Here is a 19,572-nt window from a genome sequence, read left to right on the forward strand (position 1 = left end):
TAAATCATGCTGATGTTATTCGCCACCGTCGCGCTGGTACATCTGGTTGCGCTGATGAGTCCTGGCCCGGACTTCTTCTTTGTGTCGCAAACGGCGGCGAGCCGATCGCGCAAAGAAGCGATGATGGGCGTATTGGGCATCACGCTGGGGATTGTCGTGTGGGCTGGCGTGGCGCTGATGGGCCTGCATTTGATCCTGGAAAAAATGGCCTGGCTGCATGAAATCATCATGGTCGGCGGCGGGTTGTATCTGCTGTGGATGGGCTGGCAGCTGATGCGTTCAGCGCGTCAACGTCACAAGCAGCCGCAGACGGAAGCACCGGTGGTCGAATTGCCGAAAAGAGGCATGAGTTTCCTGAAAGGTTTCCTCACCAATTTGTCGAACCCGAAAGCGATTATCTACTTCGGTAGCGTGTTCTCACTGTTTGTCGGCAACGATGTGGGTGCTATGGAGCGTTGGGGCTTGTTCCTGCTGATTATCGGTGAGACGTTCGCGTGGTTTACGCTGGTGGCGGCGATTTTCGCTATGCCGTGGATGCGTGATAAGTATCAGCGGATGGCGAAGTGGGTGGATGGCATGGCGGGTGTGTTGTTTGCCGGGTTTGGTATTCATTTAATCATTTCGCGATAACCCAGGTCGCCATAAATGGCGACCCTACGTAGGGTGGGCATTTATGCCCACCTGGTTGACTATCACGCCATTTTACGTGCGCTGGCTAACAGCGCGCCTACCGCCATAAATAAGCCACCAAAGGTGCGGTTCAGTAGCTTCATCTGCTGCGGTCCTTTAATCCAGCCTGCAATGCGCGTTGCCAGCGTGGCATAACCAATCATCACGATGATATCGACCACGATGGTGGTGACGCCGAGCACCAGATATTGCATCAACTGCGGCTGGTGCGGCTGAATAAACTGCGGGAACAGTGCGGCAAGAAACACGATGCTCTTCGGGTTGGTGAGATTCACCAGCACCGCACGTTTAAACAGGCGACGCCGCGGCATCGCTTTGGCTACGGCATCAAGATCGATACCGCCAGCGGAACGCCACTGCTGAATGCCCAACCACACCAGATAGGCTGCACCGGCCCACTTCAGCACTTCAAAGGCCAGCAGTGATTGCGAGAACAGCGCCCCTAATCCGGCACCGACCAGCACGATATGAATGGCCAGGCCAAGCTGCAAGCCGGTAATCGATGCCACCGCGCCGCGATAGCCATGGCTGATGCCGGTGCTCATGGTGTTAATCGCGCCGGAACCGGGTGAAAGGCTAAGGATGGTTGTGGTCAGCAGGTAGGTTAACCACCATTCAATGGTCATGTGCGACATTCCCTGAAGTTAGCGAAGTGTGACACAATACGACAGAAAATCGCGGCACGCTATGCAGCTCAGGTGCGCCATTCACGTTTTTTTCAGGGGGGACGGATGCAGCATCATAAACAGAGTTGGCTCGGGCGTGAGCGAGGCTTTGCAGCCTTTGCCACCGGTCCGCTGCTCGACTTCTGGCGTCGCCGTGAGGAGTGTGAGTTTACCGGCGTGGGTAACCTGAAAATCCGCTATGTTCGTTTCACCTCACCGCAACATCGTCGTGTCATTCTGGTCGTGCCTGGCCGCATTGAAAGCTATATCAAATACCCTGAACTGGCCTATGACCTGTTCCACTGCGGCTACGATGTGGTGATTCTCGACCATCGCGGTCAGGGACGTTCCGAACGTCTGCTGGAAGATTCACATCGTGGACATGTGGTGGAATTTAGCCACTACGTTGACGATTTGGAAACGCTCTATCTGAAAGAAATTGTCAGCAACCACTATCAACAGCGCTATGTGCTGGCGCACTCCATGGGCGGTGCGATTTTAGCGCTGTTTCTGGCGCGCCAGCCGCAGGCGTTCCATGCTGCCGTATTTTCCGCGCCGATGTTTGGCATTGTGCTGCCGCTGCCTGACTGGATGGCGCACCGTATTCTCGACTGGACGGAAAAACTCCCCGCGCTGCGCGAAGGTTATGCGCTGGGAACCGGACGCTGGCGCGCCAGTCCGTTTGGCATCAACCGCCTGACGCACAGCCGTGAGCGCTACCGGCGCAACCTGCGATTTTACGCCGACGATCCGGCGATTCGCGTCGGCGGCCCCACCTATCATTGGGTGCGTGAAGGCGTACAGGCTGGACGTAACATTTTTAGTCAGATCGAGAAAATCACCACGCCAACCCTGCTGCTGCAGGCCAGCGAAGATGATGTGGTGGATAACCGCTCACAGGATCTCTTTTGTGCGGAGATGGCCAAAGCAGGGCATCCCTGTGCCGGCAACGCGCCCTATGTCATCAAAGGCGCACGCCATGAGATCTTGTTCGAAAAAGATGCGATGCGTGCTGAAGCGCTAAATGCGGTGGTGGATTTCTTCGAACATCACGCTTAACAAATATTAATTACCGATATCAATACCCGAGGTTTACATGTATCACATCGTCGCATCCGACCTGGATGGCACGCTGCTCTCTCCGGAACACCGTTTAACTCCGTTCGCGCGCACCACGCTGCAGGAACTGGTGGCGCGTGACATCCACTTTGTTTTTGCTACCGGCCGTCACTATATCGATGTGGGACAAATGCGCGATAAGCTCGGCATTCCGGCTTACATGATCACCTCTAACGGCGCGCGCGTGCACAACGCTGATGGCGAACTGGTGTTTAGCCACAATCTCGACGCCGATATTGCCAGCGATTTGTACGGCCTGCAGTATCACGATGAGCATATTCTGACGCACGTCTATCGTGACGACGAATGGTTCATGAGTCGCCATCGTCCGGACGAACAGGACTATTTCCGCGAATCGGTATTCAACTATCAGGTTTATCAGCCGGGTATGCTGCCAACCGACGGGATCAGCAAAGTATTCTTTACCTGCGATGATCCTGAGCGTTTGGTTCCGATGGAACAGGCGATAGAAGCACGCTGGGGCGATCGCGTGAACGTCAGCTTCTCGCTGCCGACCTGTCTGGAAGTGATGGCGGGTGGCGTTTCCAAAGGTCACGCGCTGGAAGCCGTCTCCAAACAGTTGGGTTACTCGCTGAAAGAGTGCATCGCCTTTGGCGACGGCATGAATGATGTGGAGATGCTCAGCATGTCAGGTAAAGGCTGCATCATGCGTAATGCGCAGCAGCGCCTGAAAGACACCTTGCCAACGCTGGAAGTGATTGGCAGCAACGCGGACGATGCGGTGCCGCACACCTTGCGTAAGCTGTTCCTCGCCTAAAAAAACGGGCCGGTGATTGCCGGCCCGCTCTGGTTATACCAACTGTTTCTTGTGCTTATGTTCGCTCATCATGGTGAGCAGCAGCAGAATCACCGCCAGCACCGATCCGCCAATCATCACGATGAAGCCGCCATCCCAGCCGAAGTAATCTACGGTGTAGCCGACAATGGCACTCGCCGCGACCGATCCGCCAAGATAGCCAAACAGCCCGGTAAAGCCCGCCGCGGTTCCCGCCGCTTTTTTCGGAGCCAGCTCCAGCGCGTGCAAACCAATCAACATCACCGGACCGTAAATCAGGAAGCCGATCACAATCATGCACAGCATATCGATGCCTGGATTGCCGGGCGGGTTCAGCCAGTACACCACGGTGGCAATGGTCACCAGCGTCATAAAGAACACGCCGGTGGCGCCTCGGTTGCCTTTAAAGACTTTATCTGACATCCAGCCGCACAATAGCGTGCCAGGAATACCAGCATATTCATAGAAGAAGTAAGCCCACGAGGACTTATCCAGTGTGAAGTGTTTTACTTCTTTCAGGTAGGTTGGCGACCAGTCGAGAATGCCGTAGCGCAGCAGGTAAACAAACACGTTTGCCAGCGCGATATACCACAGCAGCTTATTGGGCAAAACGTACTGCATAAAAATCTGCTTTGCCGTCAGCTCCTGCTCGTGGTTCTCGTTGTAATCAGGCGGGTAATCGTTCTTCCAGGCTTCAATCGGCGGTAGACCGCAGGACTGCGGCGTGTCGCGCATGAGCGCAAAGGCGATGAAAGCGATGATAATCGCGCAAAACGCGGGCATATACAGCGCCGCTTTCCAGTCGTTGAACCACGCCATACCCAAAAGGAACAGCAGCGGTGGAATGCCGCCGCCAACGTTATGCGCACAGTTCCATATCGACACAATGCCGCCGCGCTCCTTCTGCGACCACCAGTGCACCATGGTGCGTCCACACGGTGGCCAGCCCATGCCCTGGAACCAGCCGCACAGGAATAGCAGCACAAACATCACCATGATGCTTGATGTCGCCCACGGTACGAAGCCCATAAACAGCATTACCGCTGCAGCGAGGATCAATCCAGCGGGTAAAAACACGCGCGGGTTCGAGCGGTCCGACACTGATCCCATAATGAATTTCGAGAAGCCGTAAGCGATAGAAATTCCCGACAGCGCAAACCCGAGATCGCCACGCGAGAAACCTTGTTCAACCAGATAAGGTATCGCCAGCGCAAAGTTCTTACGCACGAGATAGTAGGCGGCATAGCCAAAAAATATTCCCAGGAAAATTTGCCAGCGCAGACGACGATAGAGCGGATCGACACGATCATCCGCCACCTGGGGCCGATGCGATGCAGGTTTGAAGATACTCAACATGAGTGTGGCCCTCTAGGGCGCGATATCGTTATGAATTCCCAGCAGGTTGGGGCAAATGCAGCAAAGGTTATAAACGGAAAGGTGATGTTTCCATTTCGCGCAAAGGATAGTGATGGTCACGTACGGTTACTGTGATATGTGACACATTTGTTACAGTTTGATGACGATGAAGAGCGATAAAAACCAGGAAATGTTGTATTTCGCGCATTTTACTGGGGTTATAAAGCGAAGCGATAACGATTAATTGCCGATATTTTGCGCTATTGTAAACCAGATAATTCAGCCCGATCGCGACAGTTTGTTTACACTAGCGCTACTGTTTATTTTGGGATCGTTACCGTGCTGTTACTGATCGTTACCACCATTCTGTGGGCTTTTTCCTTCAGTTTAATCGGGGAATATCTGGCGGGTCAGGTGGATTCCTGGTTCTCTGTGCTGATACGTTTAGCGCTTGCCGCTATCGTCTTTTTGCCTTTCCTGCGCTGGCGCGGCTATCGTGCTTCTACCATCCTGCTGTATATGCTGGTGGGCATGCTGCAGCTCGGCATCATGTACTTGCTGAGCTTTGAAGCTTACTTGTATCTGAGCGTGACCGAGTTCCTGCTGTTTACCGTAATGACGCCGCTGTATGTCACGCTGATCTACGATTTACTCCGTCGGCGTCCGCTGCGTATCGGCTACGCCTTCAGCGCTATGCTGGCTGTGATTGGGGCGGCGATTATTCGTTATGACAAAGTGAGCGACCATTTCTGGTTTGGCTTGCTGCTGGTGCAGGCGGCGAATATCTGCTTCGCCATTGGCATGGTCGGCTACAAGCGCCTGCAGGAAACCCGCCCAATGCCGCAGCACACCGCGTTTTCATGGTTCTATCTCGGTGCGGTGATCATCGCCGTCATTGCCTGGAGCCTGTGGGGCAATCCCAACAAACTGCCTACTACGTCGCTGCAGTGGGGCATTCTGGTATGGTTGGGCGTTGTGGCTTCAGGTTTGGGCTACTTCATGTGGAACTACGGCGCCACGCAGGTGGATGCGGGCACCTTGGGCATTATGAACAATATGCATGTGCCAGCGGGCTTACTGGTGAATCTGGCGATCTGGCAGGAAAAACCGCACTGGCCGAGCTTTCTCGCCGGTGCCGCTGTGATCTTCGCTTCGCTTTATGTGCATAAACGCTGGGTGTTGGGCAGTAGTTCCAAAAGCAGCGCATAGAGTCAAAATCTCAGCGCTGTGTCGTAGGGTCGCCATTTTTTGGCGACCCATTTACGCCTTCTTAACTGGCCCCGGCCGATGAATCATCGTCAAACCCTTTAGGAAATTACGCAGAATCTGGTCGCCGCACTCGCGGAAATTCTTATGATCCGGGTTACGGAAAATGGCGCCCACCTCAGCCTGCGAAATCTTGAAGTTCGCTTTCAGCAGCACATCGGGAATATCGGTGGTTTTCAGCGCAAAGGCGATACGCAGCTTCTTCATGAAAATATTATTGTTCATGCGGCGCTCAATCGACGGTGCGGGCGCATCTTCACTCTTACCGCGACGATAAAAAATCAGACCGTTGAGGAAGTAACCCATCAACACATCGGGCAGCTTGCGAAACGCAGCATCGTCATCCTTCTTCATCCACGCCTGCACATCTTCCAGCGGCACTTCACTTCCCGCTAAGGCAAAAATCTCCACCACTTTGCTATCGCTCAAATCCAGCATATAGCGCACGCTGCGCAGAACATCGTTACTCATCATGGTGAAACTCTCTTGGTCGCGGGTTGAGGCGGCGCATTATAGAGCAGGCGGGGCAGGGATAACAGCACAGGCGACATTCGCCGCCCCGCGTCATCAGGATGAGGTGGTTTGTAATGCGCCAGGACGCGCAGCATCGCGCACGAAAGGTAAGTGTTCACAGGCGTGCTGACGGGCAAAACGTACAAAGGCTTCCAGCACCGGCTGACGCTGCTCGCCTTCACGTACCGCAGCATACAGGCGACTCCACAGGCCCTCGCCCAGCGTTCTGGTCACCACCAATCCCTGATGCTCGAAATTCTCCACCACCCAATGTGGCAGCGCGGCAATGCCCATGCGCGCTGACACCATCTGAATCAGCAGCAATGTATTATCCACGCTCTTCAGCGCAGGACTCACGCCCGCCGGCTGCAGGAAGTGCCGCCAGACATCCAAACGTTGACGCTGCACCGGATAAATCATCAGCACCTCTTCGGCCATATCTTCCGGAGAGATGTGATCAAGCTGCGCCAAAGGATGATCCGGCGCCATTACCAAACGCACTTCAAAATCAAACATCGGCGTGTAGAACAATCCGCTGCGCGGCAGAATATCTGAGGTTAATACCACATCCAGCTCACCCTGCTGCAGTGCGGGTTGCGGATCAAAGGTCACGCCGGATTTGAAATCCATCACCACCTGCGGCCAGCTTTGGCGGAAATTATTTAACGCGGGCGTCAGCCACTGAATACAGCTGTGGCACTCAATGGCGATACGCAACGTGGCCTGATGCGGCTCATGACATGCCTGCAAGGCCTGCTGAATCTGCGGCAAAACCTGCTCGGCCAGCTGCAACAATATCTCTCCCTGCGGCGTAAAGCGTAGCGGCTGGCTTTTACGTACAAACAGACGAAAGCCCAGGCGCTGTTCCAGATCGCTGAACTGGTGAGATAACGCTGATTGCGTTTGATGAAGCTGGGAGGCGGCGGCGGCTAAAGAGCCGGTATTCCGTAACGCCTGCAGCGTCCGCAGGTGTTTGAGTTCGATCATGAGATTCCTTCACATCGAGATTGAACAAATTGCGCTTGAGGAACATACAGTACCCGCAGATTATAGCGGTGTAAACATCTGGACGGCTAAACATCTCAAGTAAGCGCTGCGGCCACTTTACGTTTGTCCAGCCACACCGCTCGGCGAAGGGAATTTGCCTTCGCTGGATGAACGTAAATCGGTTGTACCTAAAGAATATCTGGAGAACATCAAATGACCATTCTGAACCATACCCTCGGTTTTCCTCGCGTCGGTCTGCGTCGTGAACTGAAAAAAGCACAAGAGAGCTATTGGGCAGGAAAAAGCTCACAGGAAGAGCTGCTGGCGGTAGGTCGTGAACTGCGTGCCCGTCATTGGCAACAGCAGAAAGACGCGGGCGTGAATCTGCTGCCGGTCGGTGATTTTGCCTGGTACGATCACGTACTGACCACCAGCCTGCTGCTGGGTAACGTGCCAGCGCGCCACCAGAACAAAGATGGTTCTGTTGATTTGGATACATTGTTCCGCCTGGGGCGTGGCCGCGCACCTAGCGGCGAACCGGCGGCGGCGGCCGAAATGACCAAATGGTTCAACACCAATTATCACTACATGGTGCCAGAATTCAGCCAGGGCCAGCAGTTCAAACTGACCTGGACACAGCTGCTCGATGAAGTTGATGAAGCGCTAGCGTTAGGCCACAACGTTAAACCGGTGGTGCTCGGCCCGGTTACCTATCTGTGGCTGGGTAAAGTGAAAGGCGAGCCGTTCGATCGTTTGTCACTGCTCAAAGAGATCCTGCCCGTCTACAAACAGGTACTGGCTGAACTGAAAAAACGCGGTATCGAATGGGTGCAGATCGATGAGCCTGCGCTGGCGCTGGAGCTGCCGCAAGCATGGCGCGATGCGTTCAAAGCGGCTTACGACGTGCTGCAGGGCGAATGCAAACTGCTGCTAACCACTTACTTCGACAGCATCGGTCAGAACCTCGACGTAATTAAAGCGCTGCCGGTGCAAGGTCTGCACGTTGATCTGGTACACGGTAAAGATGACATCCAGCAGTTGAACCAGCAGATCCCCGCAACTTGGCTGCTGTCCGTCGGCGTGATCAACGGCCGTAACGTTTGGCGTGCGGATCTCAGCAGCTGGTTTGAACGCCTGCAGCCGCTGGTTGGCCAGCGTAAACAGCTGTGGATCGGTTCATCTTGCTCGCTGCTGCACAGCCCCATCGATTTGAGTGTGGAAACGCGTCTCGACGACGAGGTGAAAAGCTGGTTCGCCTTTGCATTGCAGAAGTGTACGGAGCTGGCGTTGCTGAGTAAGGCGCTAAATAACAACGATGCCGCCTCTCTGGTGGCGTGGAGTGCGCCGATTCGTGCTCGAGCCAACTCAACGCGCGTGCACAATGCCGCGGTTGGTGAGCGTCTGGCAAAAATTCAGGCGAAAGATGTAGAACGCACCAGCAGCTATACCGAGCGTGCCAAAGCACAGCGCAAGCGCTTCAACTTGCCTGCATGGCCGACCACCACCATCGGTTCATTCCCACAAACCACTGAAATCCGCGGTCTGCGCCTCGATTTTAAGAAAGGTAACATTGACGGCGCTAACTATCGCACCGGTATCGCCGAACACATTAAACAGGCGATTGTTGAGCAGGAACGTTTGGGCCTTGACGTGCTGGTACACGGTGAAGCAGAACGTAACGACATGGTCGAGTACTTCGGCGAAAACCTCGACGGCTTCGTATTTACACAAAATGGTTGGGTACAGAGCTATGGTTCACGCTGCGTTAAGCCGCCGATCATCATTGGCGACGTCAGCCGCCCTAAAGCGATTACCGTCGAGTGGGCAAAATACGCGCAGTCGCTGACCGACAAACCGGTTAAAGGCATGCTGACCGGCCCGGTGACCATTCTCTGCTGGTCTTTCCCGCGTGAAGATGTGACCCGTGAAACCATCGCCAAACAGATTGCACTGGCGCTGCGTGACGAAGTGGAAGATTTGGAAAAAGCCGGTATCGGTATTATTCAGATTGATGAACCCGCGCTGCGTGAAGGCCTGCCGCTGCATCAATCCGATTGGGCAGCGTACCTGGCCTGGGCGGTCGACGCCTTCCGCCTGAATGCCGCAGTAGCGCAAGACAACACGCAGATTCACACCCACATGTGTTACTGCGAGTTCAACGACATCATGGATTCAATCGCAGCGTTGGACGCGGATGTCATCACTATCGAAACGTCACGTTCAGATATGGATCTGCTGGATACCTTTAAAGAGTTCGCCTATCCCAACGAAATCGGTCCCGGCGTCTACGACATTCACTCGCCTAACGTACCGAGCGTGGAGTGGATGGAAGAGCTGCTGCGTAAAGCGGCGCAGAGTATTCCGCAAGCGCGTCTGTGGGTGAACCCAGATTGTGGTTTGAAAACCCGAGGCTGGACGGAAACGCGTCAGGCTCTGGCTAACATGGTGAAAGCGGCGCAAAACCTGCGCGGTGAAAAAGCGTAATTGCGGTAAAAGTGGTTGTGTTAATACGTTGGGGCGCATGAGCGCCCCTTTTTTATTACGCGTTCGGCGCCACGCCATGCTGCGTGAACCACGCCAGCATGCGTTGCCAGCCATCTTTAGCAGAATCCGCGTGATAGCTCGCACGGTAATCGGCGTTGAAGGCGTGACCGGCATCCGGATACACCACGATCTCCGCTTTGGCATTGGCAGCATGCAGCGCCTGACGCATCTTATCAATGCTCTCCAGCGGAATGCTCTCGTCCTGACCACCGTACAATCCTAATACCGGCGCATTCAAATCCACCGCGATATCAATAGGATGCTTTTGCTGCTTCAGCGTTTTTTCACCGTCTAAGCGGCCGTACCACGCCACTGCGGCACGCACCTGCGGATTGTGTGCAGCAAATAGCCAGCTAATGCGTCCGCCCCAGCAGAAACCGGTAATGGCCAGGCGACGGATATCGCCATCATGGCGTGCCGCCCAGTTGGCCACATGATCGAGATCGGACAGTACCTGCGTATCCGGCACCTTGCTCACCAACTCTTTGAACAAGGTGGGAATGTCGTTGTAATCGTTAGGATCGCCTTCGCGGAAATAGAGCTCAGGGGCAATCGCCAGATAGCCTTCCAGCGCCAAACGGCGGCAGATATCGCGGATATGCTCATGCACCCCGAAAATCTCCTGCACCACTAAAACGACCGGCAGCGTGCCCTGATACGCTTTTGGCCGTGCATAATAGGCGGGCAGATTTTCGCCCTGGCTTGGGACTGAGGTTTCACCCGCATGAATCGCGTCGCTGGCGGTAATAATGGTGCTGCTTGCGGTGGGCTGAACTGCCGGCGCAAAGCCGCCGGGCGCCGTTTTTTGTGTCATATTGTCTTCGGTTTTCATTATTCTCTCCGTGCTAGCCATTGCGCAATCACGTAACTATAGCCTGGCTGAGGTAAGCCAGACTGACGTAGGGTGCCGAGGAATTTTTCATGCATACTTCTTCTCTATTAACATTGCGCTAAGAACTTACACAGCACCGCTTGTAGCAATTCAGAATTGCACAGCGTTAATGTGTGATGATAATCACATAATATTTTTCTGATAATGTAAGTTTCATTGTTGATGGTGAAATGAATCACATAATTATGTTGCCTGCTCACGTAGAGTGGCGCGCACATCCCCCCTATTTAGCAGGAGTCTGTTATGGCCGAGTCTGACGTTTTCCACCTTGGTATTACCAAAGCTTCCCTCAAAGGCGCCACCCTTGCCATCGTTCCCGGCGATCCAGAGCGCGTGAAGAAAATTGCCGCGCTGATGGACAATCCGCAGCATCTGGCTTCACACCGGGAGTTCACCACCTATCTGGCGGAAGTGGATGGAAAACCTGTGGTGGTGTGTTCAACCGGTATCGGCGGGCCATCCACGTCGATTGCGGTAGAAGAGCTGGCGCAGCTTGGCGTGCGTACTTTCCTGCGCGTTGGCACCACCGGCGCGATTCAGCCGCATATTAATGTTGGCGATGTATTGGTCACCACCGCCTCTGTTCGCCTTGATGGTGCCAGCCTGCACTTTGCGCCGATGGAGTTCCCGGCCGTGGCCGATTTTGCCTGCACCACCGCGCTGGTCGCTGCGGCGGAAGAGTGTGGCGCGAAAACACACATTGGCATCACCGCCTCTTCAGACACCTTCTACCCTGGCCAGGAACGCTACGACACCTTCTCGGGCCGCGTCGTGAATCGCTTCCAGGGCTCGATGAATGAGTGGCAGCAAATGGGCGTTCTTAACTATGAGATGGAATCCGCTACACTGTTAACCATGTGCGCCAGTCAGGGGCTGCGTGCCGGCATGGTGGCTGGCGTCATCGTGAACCGTACGCAGAAAGAGATTCCGGATGCGGCGACCATGAAGCAGACCGAAAGTGATGCGGTGAAAATTGTTGTTGAAGCCGCGCGTCGTTTAATTTAGTGCGCCATTCAAGGGATGAATTCGAGACCAGGACCATAGGGAGCTCAATAATTGCCTGATTAGAATGCGCGCTATTTCAGTCTTACTGAGAAATTACTTATGCGCAAAATGGTTTCTGTCTCACGCCCTCATTCCCTTAATAATCCCGCTGCTGCGCAATCACGCGTTGAAGGTGCAGCAGCACGATTTCGCGCCGCCATGACGGCTGCGAACTATCCCCTTGCGCGTCAGTGTTGTGAAGAAGTGCTGCGCGTTTTGCCTCAGCATATGCAGGTGCTTAGCGACTACGCGCTAACACTGATGCGTGTGGGCGAATATAAAAAAGCGTATAAGATTTACCAGAAGGTCTATCAGGCCCCGCCGGCGCAGCGTGCACAAGCCTCGGAAACCTGGCTGGATGGCTTGACGGAAGTTTGCGGCTGGCTGGAAAAGCACGATGAAGTGGCGCGTTACGGCCTGGAGTCGCTGGAGAAATCCGATGCGACCTTCAGCAAGGGCCAGAAAGTCGTGTTACCTTCCGCTGCGCCGCCGCCGTTTCATCGCAGTAACCCCGCGGAGAATATCATCGCCTTCAGCCTGTTCGGCGATCAGCCACGCTACTGTGAAACGCTGATTAAAAACATCGAAGTGGCGCGCGAGCTTTATCCTGACTGGATCTGCCGCATTTATCTCGACGACAGCGTACCGCAGCATGTCTGGCAACGTCTGCAGCAGCCGAATAGCCAGCTGGTGGATATGTCGCAGGAAAAAACGCTCTTCCCTACGCTGTGGCGTTTTCTGGTGATGGACGATCCCAGCGTTAAACGCTTTATCGTGCGTGATGCCGATTCGCTGCTGTCAGAGCGCGAAGTCGCGGCGGTGGAAGCCTGGCTGAATTCACCGTACTGGTTCCACCACATGCGTGACTACTTTACTCACACCGAACTGCTGCTCGCGGGCATGTGGGGCGGCTGTCACGGCGTGTTCCACAATGTTGAACAGCAGATGCGCGATTTTATCGCCCAGTATCAAGGCAGCGAACGCTTTACCGATCAGTACTTCCTTAAAGTGGCGCTGTGGCCAACGGTGCGCGACAGTTTGCTCAGTCACGATGATATTTTTCATTTTCATCAGGCACAGCCTTGGCCGACGCATCAACCGATTCGCTGGCAAACCAACAGTTTCCATGTCGGCAGTAACGCGGGCTTCTCCAGCATGGCGGGTGTCGTGGATAATGCGGAAAACGGTTGGCAGCGGGTTGAGATCACTTATGACGGAGAAAGCTGGACCTATCCGGCTAAAATACAGAACGAAACCGAATGGGTGCTGCCCATGCCGTTCTTCCTGATTGATGCGTGGAAAGCGGGCAAGCTGACCGTCAAAACGCGGTAAATATTGTCTGGACATTCATACAGTACACCTCTACCTTTTCCCTCAGCGAGACGATCCGCGGGGGAATTATGGATCAACAACTTATCATTAGCGGCGCGCTGGCACTGGCCGGCCTGGGCATTGGCTGGATCATTGCCCAGCTGCGCGCCGGTCATCAACACGCCAGCTTCACCACCGAGCGCCGTCTGTTGGAAGAGGCGCAGCAGCGTCAACAGCAGCAGCTCGAACACCTTCAGCAGCAGCTCCAGCAGCGCGAACAAGAGCTGCGTCAACTGCATGGCGCGCTTAGCGGTGCGCAAGAGCGCTTACAGCAGCTTGATTACTGGCGCGGCGAAAGTGAGCAGCTCAGTCGTGAATTGCGTAATCAGCTTGAAGTGAATAGCGCCCAGGAAGCTGAACTGCGCGAAGTCACCATTCGGCTTGAAGAGACGCGTTACGGCGCCGAGGAGAAACAGCGGCTGCTGACCAATAGCGAGCAGCGCCTTAGCGCGCAGTTTGAAAATCTGGCGAATCGCATTTTCGAAAACAGTGGACGACGTGTCGATGAACAAAACCGTCAGAGTCTGAATAGCCTGATTGCTCCGCTGCGTGAACAGCTGGACGGTTTCCGCCGCCAGGTGAATGACAGCTTTGGCCTGGAAGCGCGCGAACGTCATACGCTGACGCACGAAATCCGTCAGTTGCAGCAACTGAACGCACAGATGGCACAGGAAGCGGTCAACCTCACCAAAGCGCTGAAAGGCGATAATAAAATCCAGGGCAACTGGGGCGAAGTGGTGCTCAGCCGCGTACTCGAAGCCTCAGGTCTGCGTGAAGGCCATGAATACCAAACGCAGGTGAGCGTGCAGCTGGAACAGCAGGGCAGGATGCAGCCGGATGTTATCGTCCGACTGCCGCAGGGCAAAGATGTGGTGATTGATGCCAAAATGACATTGGTGGCCTACGAGCGCTATTTCAATGCTGACGATGAAGCCACGCGTGAGCAGGCGATTCAGGAGCACGTCAATGCCATGCGCGGCCATATTCGGCTGCTCGGCCGAAAAGATTACCAACAATTGCCCGGTTTACGCTCTCTGGATTATGTGTTGATGTTTATCCCGGTGGAGCCCGCGTTTCTGCTGGCCATCGATCGCCAGCCAGAGCTGATCAGCGAAGCGTTACAGCAGAATATTATGCTGGTGAGTCCAACGACGCTGCTGGTGGCGCTGCGTACCATTAACAATCTCTGGCGTTACGAGCATCAAAGCCGCAACGCGCAGCGTATCGCCGATCGGGCAACGCGGCTGTATGACAAGATGCGGCTGTTCGTCGATGACATGAGCGGCATTGGGCATAATCTGGATAAAGCGCAGCAAAGTTATCATCAGGCGATGAAAAAGCTGTCAGAAGGGCGCGGCAACCTGATTGCGCAAAGTGAAGCCTTCCGCTCGCTGGGTGTCGAGATCAAGCGGCCCATCAATCCACAGCTGGTGGAACAGGCGCAGCCGGAAGAGGCGGATGAAGATTGGGCTGACGATCCCGCGGTTGATGAAAACGCCACGGATCCAACAACGGATTCGCTGCGCCGCATCAACGAATAGCACGGTGGTCGCGTGCTCGTGTAGCGCGACTCTGATACACTTCGGCAAGAATTGTTTGTGGAACAGGTAAAACCGATGGCAGATGAATCACAGCAGGAAACTACCCATTTTGGCTTCCAGACCGTCGCTAAAAGCGAAAAGGCCGATAAAGTCGCGGACGTGTTTCACTCCGTCGCGGCAAAATATGACCTGATGAACGATTTGATGTCGTTTGGCATCCATCGTGTCTGGAAGCGTTTTACCATTGATAGCAGCGGCGTGCGCCGCGGTCAGCGTGTGTTAGACCTGGCGGGTGGTACCGGCGATCTGACGGCAAAATTCTCGCGTCTGGTCGGCGAAACGGGCCAGGTTGTCCTGGCTGACATCAACAGCTCCATGCTGAAGATGGGGCGCGAAAAGCTGCGTAATCTCGGCGTCTCGGGCAACGTCAGCTATGTGCAGGCTAACGCCGAAGCGCTGCCTTTCCCGGATAACTATTTCGATTGCATTACCATCTCGTTCGGTTTGCGTAACGTCACCGAAAAAGAGAAAGCGCTGGCGTCGATGTTCCGCGTGCTGAAGCCGGGCGGACGCCTGCTGGTGCTGGAATTCTCCAAGCCGCTACTGGAGCCGCTGAGCAAAGCTTACGACACCTATTCATTCCATATTCTGCCGCGTATTGGTCAGCTGGTGGCGCAAGATGCCGAGAGCTATCGTTATCTGGCGGAGTCAATACGTATGCATCCCGATCAGGAAACCCTGAAAGCGATGATGAACGATGCGGGTTTTGAAAATACCACCTACTTCAATATGACTGGCGGTATTGTCGCGCTGCATCGCGGATTTAAATTCTAATCCATCATGACTTTAACTCCTCTTATTACCGGCGGTCTTGAGACCGCCCTGAACCGTGTTCTGTACCGCGATCGCAGCCTTAAAGCCGCGCGTCAGCGTCTGGCAGGTAAAGTGTTGCTGCTGCGCCTGCAAGAGCTCGATTTTCCCTTAGTGCTGGTGTTTAGCGAATCACAGCTTGATGTGTTGAGTGATTGGCAGGACAGCGGCGACTGCGCGGTGAGCCTGCGTCTCAGCACCTTGCCGAAACTGCGCGACCGTCAGCAACTCACCGGTTTAATCCGTAGCGGTGAATTGGACGTGGAAGGTGATTTGCAGGTGGTGCAGCAGTTCTCTGCGCTGATGGATCTCGCCGAGCTTGACCCGGCAGAATATCTTGCGCCGTGGATGGGTGATATTGCCGCGCAGGGCATTAGCCAGGCCGCACGCCAGGCGTTGAAATTTGTGCAGCAGCAGGTGACCCGCCGTCAGGATTATCTTGGCCAGGCGCTAACCGAAGAGTGGCGCGTCGCGCCGGGTGCACTGGAGTTGGCATGGTTCTGCGAGGAAGTGGAAGCGATGGAACGTTCGCTCAATGCGTTTGAAACGCGTTTGGCACAGCTGGAGGCGAAATGACGCTGGGAGAAATTCGGCGCTTATACTTCATCATCAAGATCTTTCTTACTTACGGCCTTGATGAACTGATTCCCCGCATGCGCTTCACGCTGCTTTTACGCTTGTGGCGGCGCTGCATTTTCTGGATCCCTAATCAACACAAAGACGCTTCCGCTGGCGTGCGTATCCGTTTAGCGATGGAGCAGCTTGGTCCGGTGTGGATCAAATTTGGTCAGATGCTTTCCACGCGGCGCGATCTGTTCCCACCGGCGATTGCCGATGAGCTGGCAGTGTTGCAAGACCGTGTGGCACCTTTTGATGGTTTTAAAGCGAAGCAGCAGATTGAAAAGTCGATTGGCGGGCCGGTAGAAACCTGGTTTGACGATTTCGACATCAAACCGCTGGCGTCCGCCTCCATCGCGCAGGTACATACGGCAACGTTGAAATCCAATGGTCGTGACGTGGTGATCAAAGTGATTCGTCCCGATATCCTGCCGGTGATCCGAGCGGATATGCGCTTGATTTATCGTCTGGCGCGATGGGTGCCGCGTTTACTGCCAGATGGGCGTCGTTTACGCCCGGTAGAAGTGGTGCGCGACTATGAAAAAACCTTGATTGATGAGCTGAATTTACTACGTGAGGCGGCGAACGCCATCCAACTGCGGCGTAACTTCGATCAAAGCCGCATGCTGTATGTACCGGAAGTGTTTTCCGATTACTGCAGCGAATCGATGATGGTGATGGAGCGCATTTACGGTATTCCCATCTCAGATATCGCTACGCTGGAGCAGCACGGCGTCAATATGAAGCTGCTGGCGGAGCGCGGCGTGCAGGTGTTCTTCACCCAGGTATTCCGCGACAGTTTCTTCCATGCCGACATGCATCCTGGCAATATTTTCGTCAGCTATGACCACCCGGAAGATCCGCAGTACATCGGCATTGACTGTGGCATCGTTGGCTCGCTAAACAAGGAAGATAAGCGCTATCTGGCAGAGAATTTCATTGCCTTCTTTAATCGCGATTATCGCAAAGTGGCTGAGCTGCACGTTGATTCCGGCTGGGTGCCGCCCGATACCAATGTGGAAGACTTCGAATTCGCCATTCGTACCGTATGTGAACCGATTTTCGAAAAGCCGCTGGCCGAGATCTCCTTCGGGCATGTGCTGCTAAACCTGTTTAATACGGCGCGTCGCTTTAATATGGAAGTGCAGCCGCAGCTGGTGCTACTGCAGAAAACGCTGCTTTATGTCGAAGGGATTGGCCGCCAGCTCTATCCTCAGCTCGATCTGTGGAAAACGGCCAAGCCGTTCCTCGAGGATTGGATCAAAGACCAGATTGGGATTCCGGCGATCCTGCGGGCGGTGAAAGAGAAGGCGCCGTACTGGGCGGAAAAATTGCCAGAACTGCCGGAACTTTTTTACGACAGCATGCGCCAGCACAAATTATTGAAGCACAGTGTCGATAAACTCGTCACCGATTTAAATGCACAGCGAACGCGCAATCATCAGGCGCGCTACCTCTTCGGTGTAGGCGCTACACTGTTATTAAGTGGCACCGCCGTGCTGTTAAGTCGACCGGACTGGGATTTCTTTCCCGCGCTATTAATGGCCGCAGGCATCGTCACCTGGCTTATCGGCTGGCGCAAGACAAACTGATTGTCTGCCTGGTGCAAATCGCGTAATGTCGCAAGCTTAAGCCCGAAATCATACGGGCTTTCTGTGCGTTACAATCAACAGTTTTTCACAGAATATTAGAGGCATATCTCATGGGCGGTATCAGTATTTGGCAATTGTTAATCATTGCCGTCATTGTTGTACTTCTGTTCGGTACCAATAAACTTCGCAACCTGGGTTCGGATTTGGGATCTTCCATTCGCGGCTTCAAAAAAGCCATGGGTGACGAAGACGATAAAAAGGATCAACCGAAAGAGCAGGACGCTGACTTCAACGCCAAAACTCTGGCAGACAAACAGCAAACCTCGGCGACTAAAGACGACGCCCGGAACGACAAGCAGGTATAACTGTGTTCGACATTGGTTTTAGTGAACTGGTATTGGTGTTCGTTATCGGGCTAATTGTGCTTGGCCCGCAGCGCTTACCGGTTGCGGTGAAAACTGTCGTTGGCTGGATCAGAGCCATTCGCTCGCTGGCGGCGAATGTACAAAATGAACTGGCGCAGGAGCTGAAACTGCAGGAGCTGCAGGACAGCCTGAAAAAGGTAGAAGAGGCGGGCCGCGGCACGCTGTCGCCGGAGCTGAAAGAGTCGATGGAAGAACTGCGGAAAACCGCTGACTCCATGAAGCGCTCCGTGCAGCAGAGCATCGATCTCGAAAAAGAGGAAGATGAAGCGAACACCATTCATCAGACCCGGCCAGCAGCAGAGGCTGCCCAGCCAGTGACTTCACCGCCTGTCACGCCCGCTGCAGCGGAGCATCAAACCAGTGCACCTGCGCAGGCTCCGCAGCAGCCACATGACGTATCCCCTGTAGCGGAAACTCACTCCGTCGCCAGTGCCCCACAAAGCACCGCGAAGACTTCTCTCGTAAAAGATGAACCATAAACATGGCCGTTGAAGATACCCAACCGCTCATTAGCCATCTGATTGAGCTACGCAAGCGTTTGTTGAACTGCATCATCGCTGTTTTAGTCATCTTTCTGTGTCTGGTCTACTTTGCGAATGATATTTACCATCTGGTAGCGTCACCGCTGATTAGCCAGATGCCTGCCGGGGCGAGCATGATCGCCACCGATGTTGCATCGCCGTTCTTTACCCCTATCAAGCTCACGATCATTGTCTCGGTATTTTTGGCCGTGCCGGTGATTCTGTATCAGGTATGGGCGTTTGTGGCGCCAGCGCTGTATCGTCACGAGCGTAAACTGGTGATGCCGCTGCTATTCTCCAGTACGCTGCTGTTCTATGTCGGCGTGGCGTTCGCTTACTTCATCGTGTTCCCGCTGGCGTTTGGCTTCTTTGCCAAAACCGCGCCGCAGGGCGTGACTATCGCGACGGATATTACTAACTACCTCGACTTCGTTATGACGATCTTCATGGCGTTTGGCGTGGCGTTTGAGGTGCCGATTGCGATTGTGCTGCTATGCTGGACGGGCATCACCTCGCCGGAAGATCTGAAAAAGAAACGTCCTTACATTTTGGTTGGCGCGTTCGTTGTTGGGATGTTGCTCACACCGCCAGACGTTTTCTCCCAAACTTTGCTCGCTATTCCGATGTACTGCCTGTTTGAAGTCGGCGTATTCTTCTCCCGTTACTATGTGGGTAAAGGGCGTCACGCTTCGGATGAGGAACACAATACCGAATCCTGATGTCCTTAATGCAGGGCACCCGCTAGCGAGCGGGAAGAGAAAG

The 19,572-nt window shown here is 54.4% G+C and carries 18 protein-coding genes and 1 pseudogene; 14 read left to right on the forward strand and 5 right to left on the reverse strand.

The annotated features are described in order from the left end of the window. The first annotated feature begins 6 nt into the window (after positions 1–6). Entirely contained in the window at positions 7–630 is a 624-nt protein-coding gene (gene rhtC, locus AC07WB_RS00945; protein ID WP_097095339.1) for a threonine export protein RhtC, read from the forward strand. 62 nt (positions 631–692) lie between these two features. On the opposite strand, the gene rhtB is transcribed toward rhtC, so the two are convergent. Then, on the reverse strand, positions 693–1,316 hold the full coding sequence (rhtB, locus tag AC07WB_RS00950; RefSeq protein ID WP_400458733.1) for a homoserine/homoserine lactone efflux protein: 624 nt from the start codon (positions 1,314–1,316) through the stop codon (positions 693–695). Between the two features lie 105 nt (positions 1,317–1,421). Between rhtB and pldB the strand changes: the two genes are divergently transcribed. Together pldB and yigL are read left to right on the forward strand one after the other, a co-directional pair. After that, positions 1,422–2,414, forward strand: a complete 993-nt coding sequence (gene pldB, locus AC07WB_RS00955; RefSeq protein ID WP_097095337.1) for a lysophospholipase L2 — start codon at positions 1,422–1,424, stop codon at positions 2,412–2,414. 37 nt (positions 2,415–2,451) lie between these two features. Next, a complete protein-coding gene (gene yigL / locus AC07WB_RS00960; protein WP_494939895.1) occupies positions 2,452–3,252 on the forward strand; it encodes a sugar/pyridoxal phosphate phosphatase YigL in 801 nt (266 codons plus the stop codon). Positions 3,253–3,285: 33 nt separating this feature from the next. On the opposite strand, the gene glpT is transcribed toward yigL, so the two are convergent. Continuing rightward, on the reverse strand, positions 3,286–4,626 hold the full coding sequence (gene glpT / locus AC07WB_RS00965; RefSeq protein WP_097095335.1) for a glycerol-3-phosphate transporter: 1,341 nt from the start codon (positions 4,624–4,626) through the stop codon (positions 3,286–3,288). Positions 4,627–4,965: 339 nt separating this feature from the next. On the opposite strand from glpT, the gene AC07WB_RS00970 reads away from it, so the two are divergent. After that, positions 4,966–5,835: a carboxylate/amino acid/amine transporter gene (locus AC07WB_RS00970; RefSeq protein WP_494939896.1), complete on the forward strand. Its 870-nt coding sequence runs from the start codon at positions 4,966–4,968 to the stop codon at positions 5,833–5,835. A gap of 51 nt (positions 5,836–5,886) precedes the next feature. Here the strand turns inward: AC07WB_RS00970 and AC07WB_RS00975 are convergent, their stop codons facing one another. Both AC07WB_RS00975 and metR read right to left on the reverse strand, forming a co-directional pair. Next, entirely contained in the window at positions 5,887–6,366 is a 480-nt protein-coding gene (locus AC07WB_RS00975; protein WP_097095333.1) for a YehS family protein, read from the reverse strand. A 93-nt stretch (positions 6,367–6,459) separates the two neighbouring features. Continuing rightward, on the reverse strand, positions 6,460–7,392 hold the full coding sequence (gene metR, locus AC07WB_RS00980; protein WP_097095332.1) for an HTH-type transcriptional regulator MetR: 933 nt from the start codon (positions 7,390–7,392) through the stop codon (positions 6,460–6,462). 213 nt (positions 7,393–7,605) lie between these two features. Here metR and metE point away from each other — a divergent pair, with 213 nt between their 5' ends. Beyond that, complete coding sequence (gene metE, locus AC07WB_RS00985) at positions 7,606–9,876, forward strand: 5-methyltetrahydropteroyltriglutamate--homocysteine S-methyltransferase (RefSeq protein ID WP_494939897.1); 2,271 nt, start codon at positions 7,606–7,608, stop codon at positions 9,874–9,876. A 55-nt stretch (positions 9,877–9,931) separates the two neighbouring features. Here the strand turns inward: metE and AC07WB_RS00990 are convergent, their stop codons facing one another. Further along, positions 9,932–10,768, reverse strand: a complete 837-nt coding sequence (locus AC07WB_RS00990; RefSeq protein WP_097095330.1) for a dienelactone hydrolase family protein — start codon at positions 10,766–10,768, stop codon at positions 9,932–9,934. Between the two features lie 303 nt (positions 10,769–11,071). On the opposite strand from AC07WB_RS00990, the gene udp reads away from it, so the two are divergent. From udp to tatC, 9 genes and pseudogenes are all read left to right on the forward strand, one after another. Continuing rightward, on the forward strand, positions 11,072–11,833 hold the full coding sequence (gene udp, locus AC07WB_RS00995; protein WP_494939898.1) for a uridine phosphorylase: 762 nt from the start codon (positions 11,072–11,074) through the stop codon (positions 11,831–11,833). A gap of 99 nt (positions 11,834–11,932) precedes the next feature. Continuing rightward, complete coding sequence (locus AC07WB_RS01000) at positions 11,933–13,204, forward strand: tetratricopeptide repeat protein (RefSeq protein WP_494939899.1); 1,272 nt, start codon at positions 11,933–11,935, stop codon at positions 13,202–13,204. Between the two features lie 68 nt (positions 13,205–13,272). Continuing rightward, positions 13,273–14,784, forward strand: a complete 1,512-nt coding sequence (gene rmuC, locus AC07WB_RS01005) for a DNA recombination protein RmuC (protein WP_494939900.1) — start codon at positions 13,273–13,275, stop codon at positions 14,782–14,784. Between the two features lie 75 nt (positions 14,785–14,859). Further along, entirely contained in the window at positions 14,860–15,618 is a 759-nt protein-coding gene (gene ubiE / locus AC07WB_RS01010; protein ID WP_008105805.1) for a bifunctional demethylmenaquinone methyltransferase/2-methoxy-6-polyprenyl-1,4-benzoquinol methylase UbiE, read from the forward strand. Between the two features lie 6 nt (positions 15,619–15,624). Continuing rightward, a complete protein-coding gene (gene ubiJ / locus AC07WB_RS01015; RefSeq protein ID WP_097095326.1) occupies positions 15,625–16,230 on the forward strand; it encodes a ubiquinone biosynthesis protein UbiJ in 606 nt (201 codons plus the stop codon). Continuing rightward, entirely contained in the window at positions 16,227–17,864 is a 1,638-nt protein-coding gene (gene ubiB, locus AC07WB_RS01020; RefSeq protein ID WP_494939901.1) for a ubiquinone biosynthesis regulatory protein kinase UbiB, read from the forward strand. Before ubiJ ends, ubiB begins: the two co-directional genes overlap by 4 nt. Positions 17,865–17,974: 110 nt before the next feature. Then, the gene (gene tatA, locus AC07WB_RS01025) at positions 17,975–18,229 is read left to right on the forward strand and encodes a Sec-independent protein translocase subunit TatA (RefSeq protein ID WP_009127893.1); all 255 of its coding nucleotides are present in this window, start codon (positions 17,975–17,977) and stop codon (positions 18,227–18,229) included. Between the two features lie 2 nt (positions 18,230–18,231). Next, positions 18,232–18,765 (forward strand): annotated as a pseudogene (tatB, locus tag AC07WB_RS01030) (Sec-independent protein translocase protein TatB); the annotation flags it as partial. A gap of 5 nt (positions 18,766–18,770) precedes the next feature. Continuing rightward, a complete protein-coding gene (gene tatC, locus AC07WB_RS01035; RefSeq protein WP_097095323.1) occupies positions 18,771–19,529 on the forward strand; it encodes a Sec-independent protein translocase subunit TatC in 759 nt (252 codons plus the stop codon). Positions 19,530–19,572 lie beyond the last annotated feature (43 nt).

It is taken from the genome of Pantoea sp. GW821-FHT03E06, from assembly GCF_059420725.1.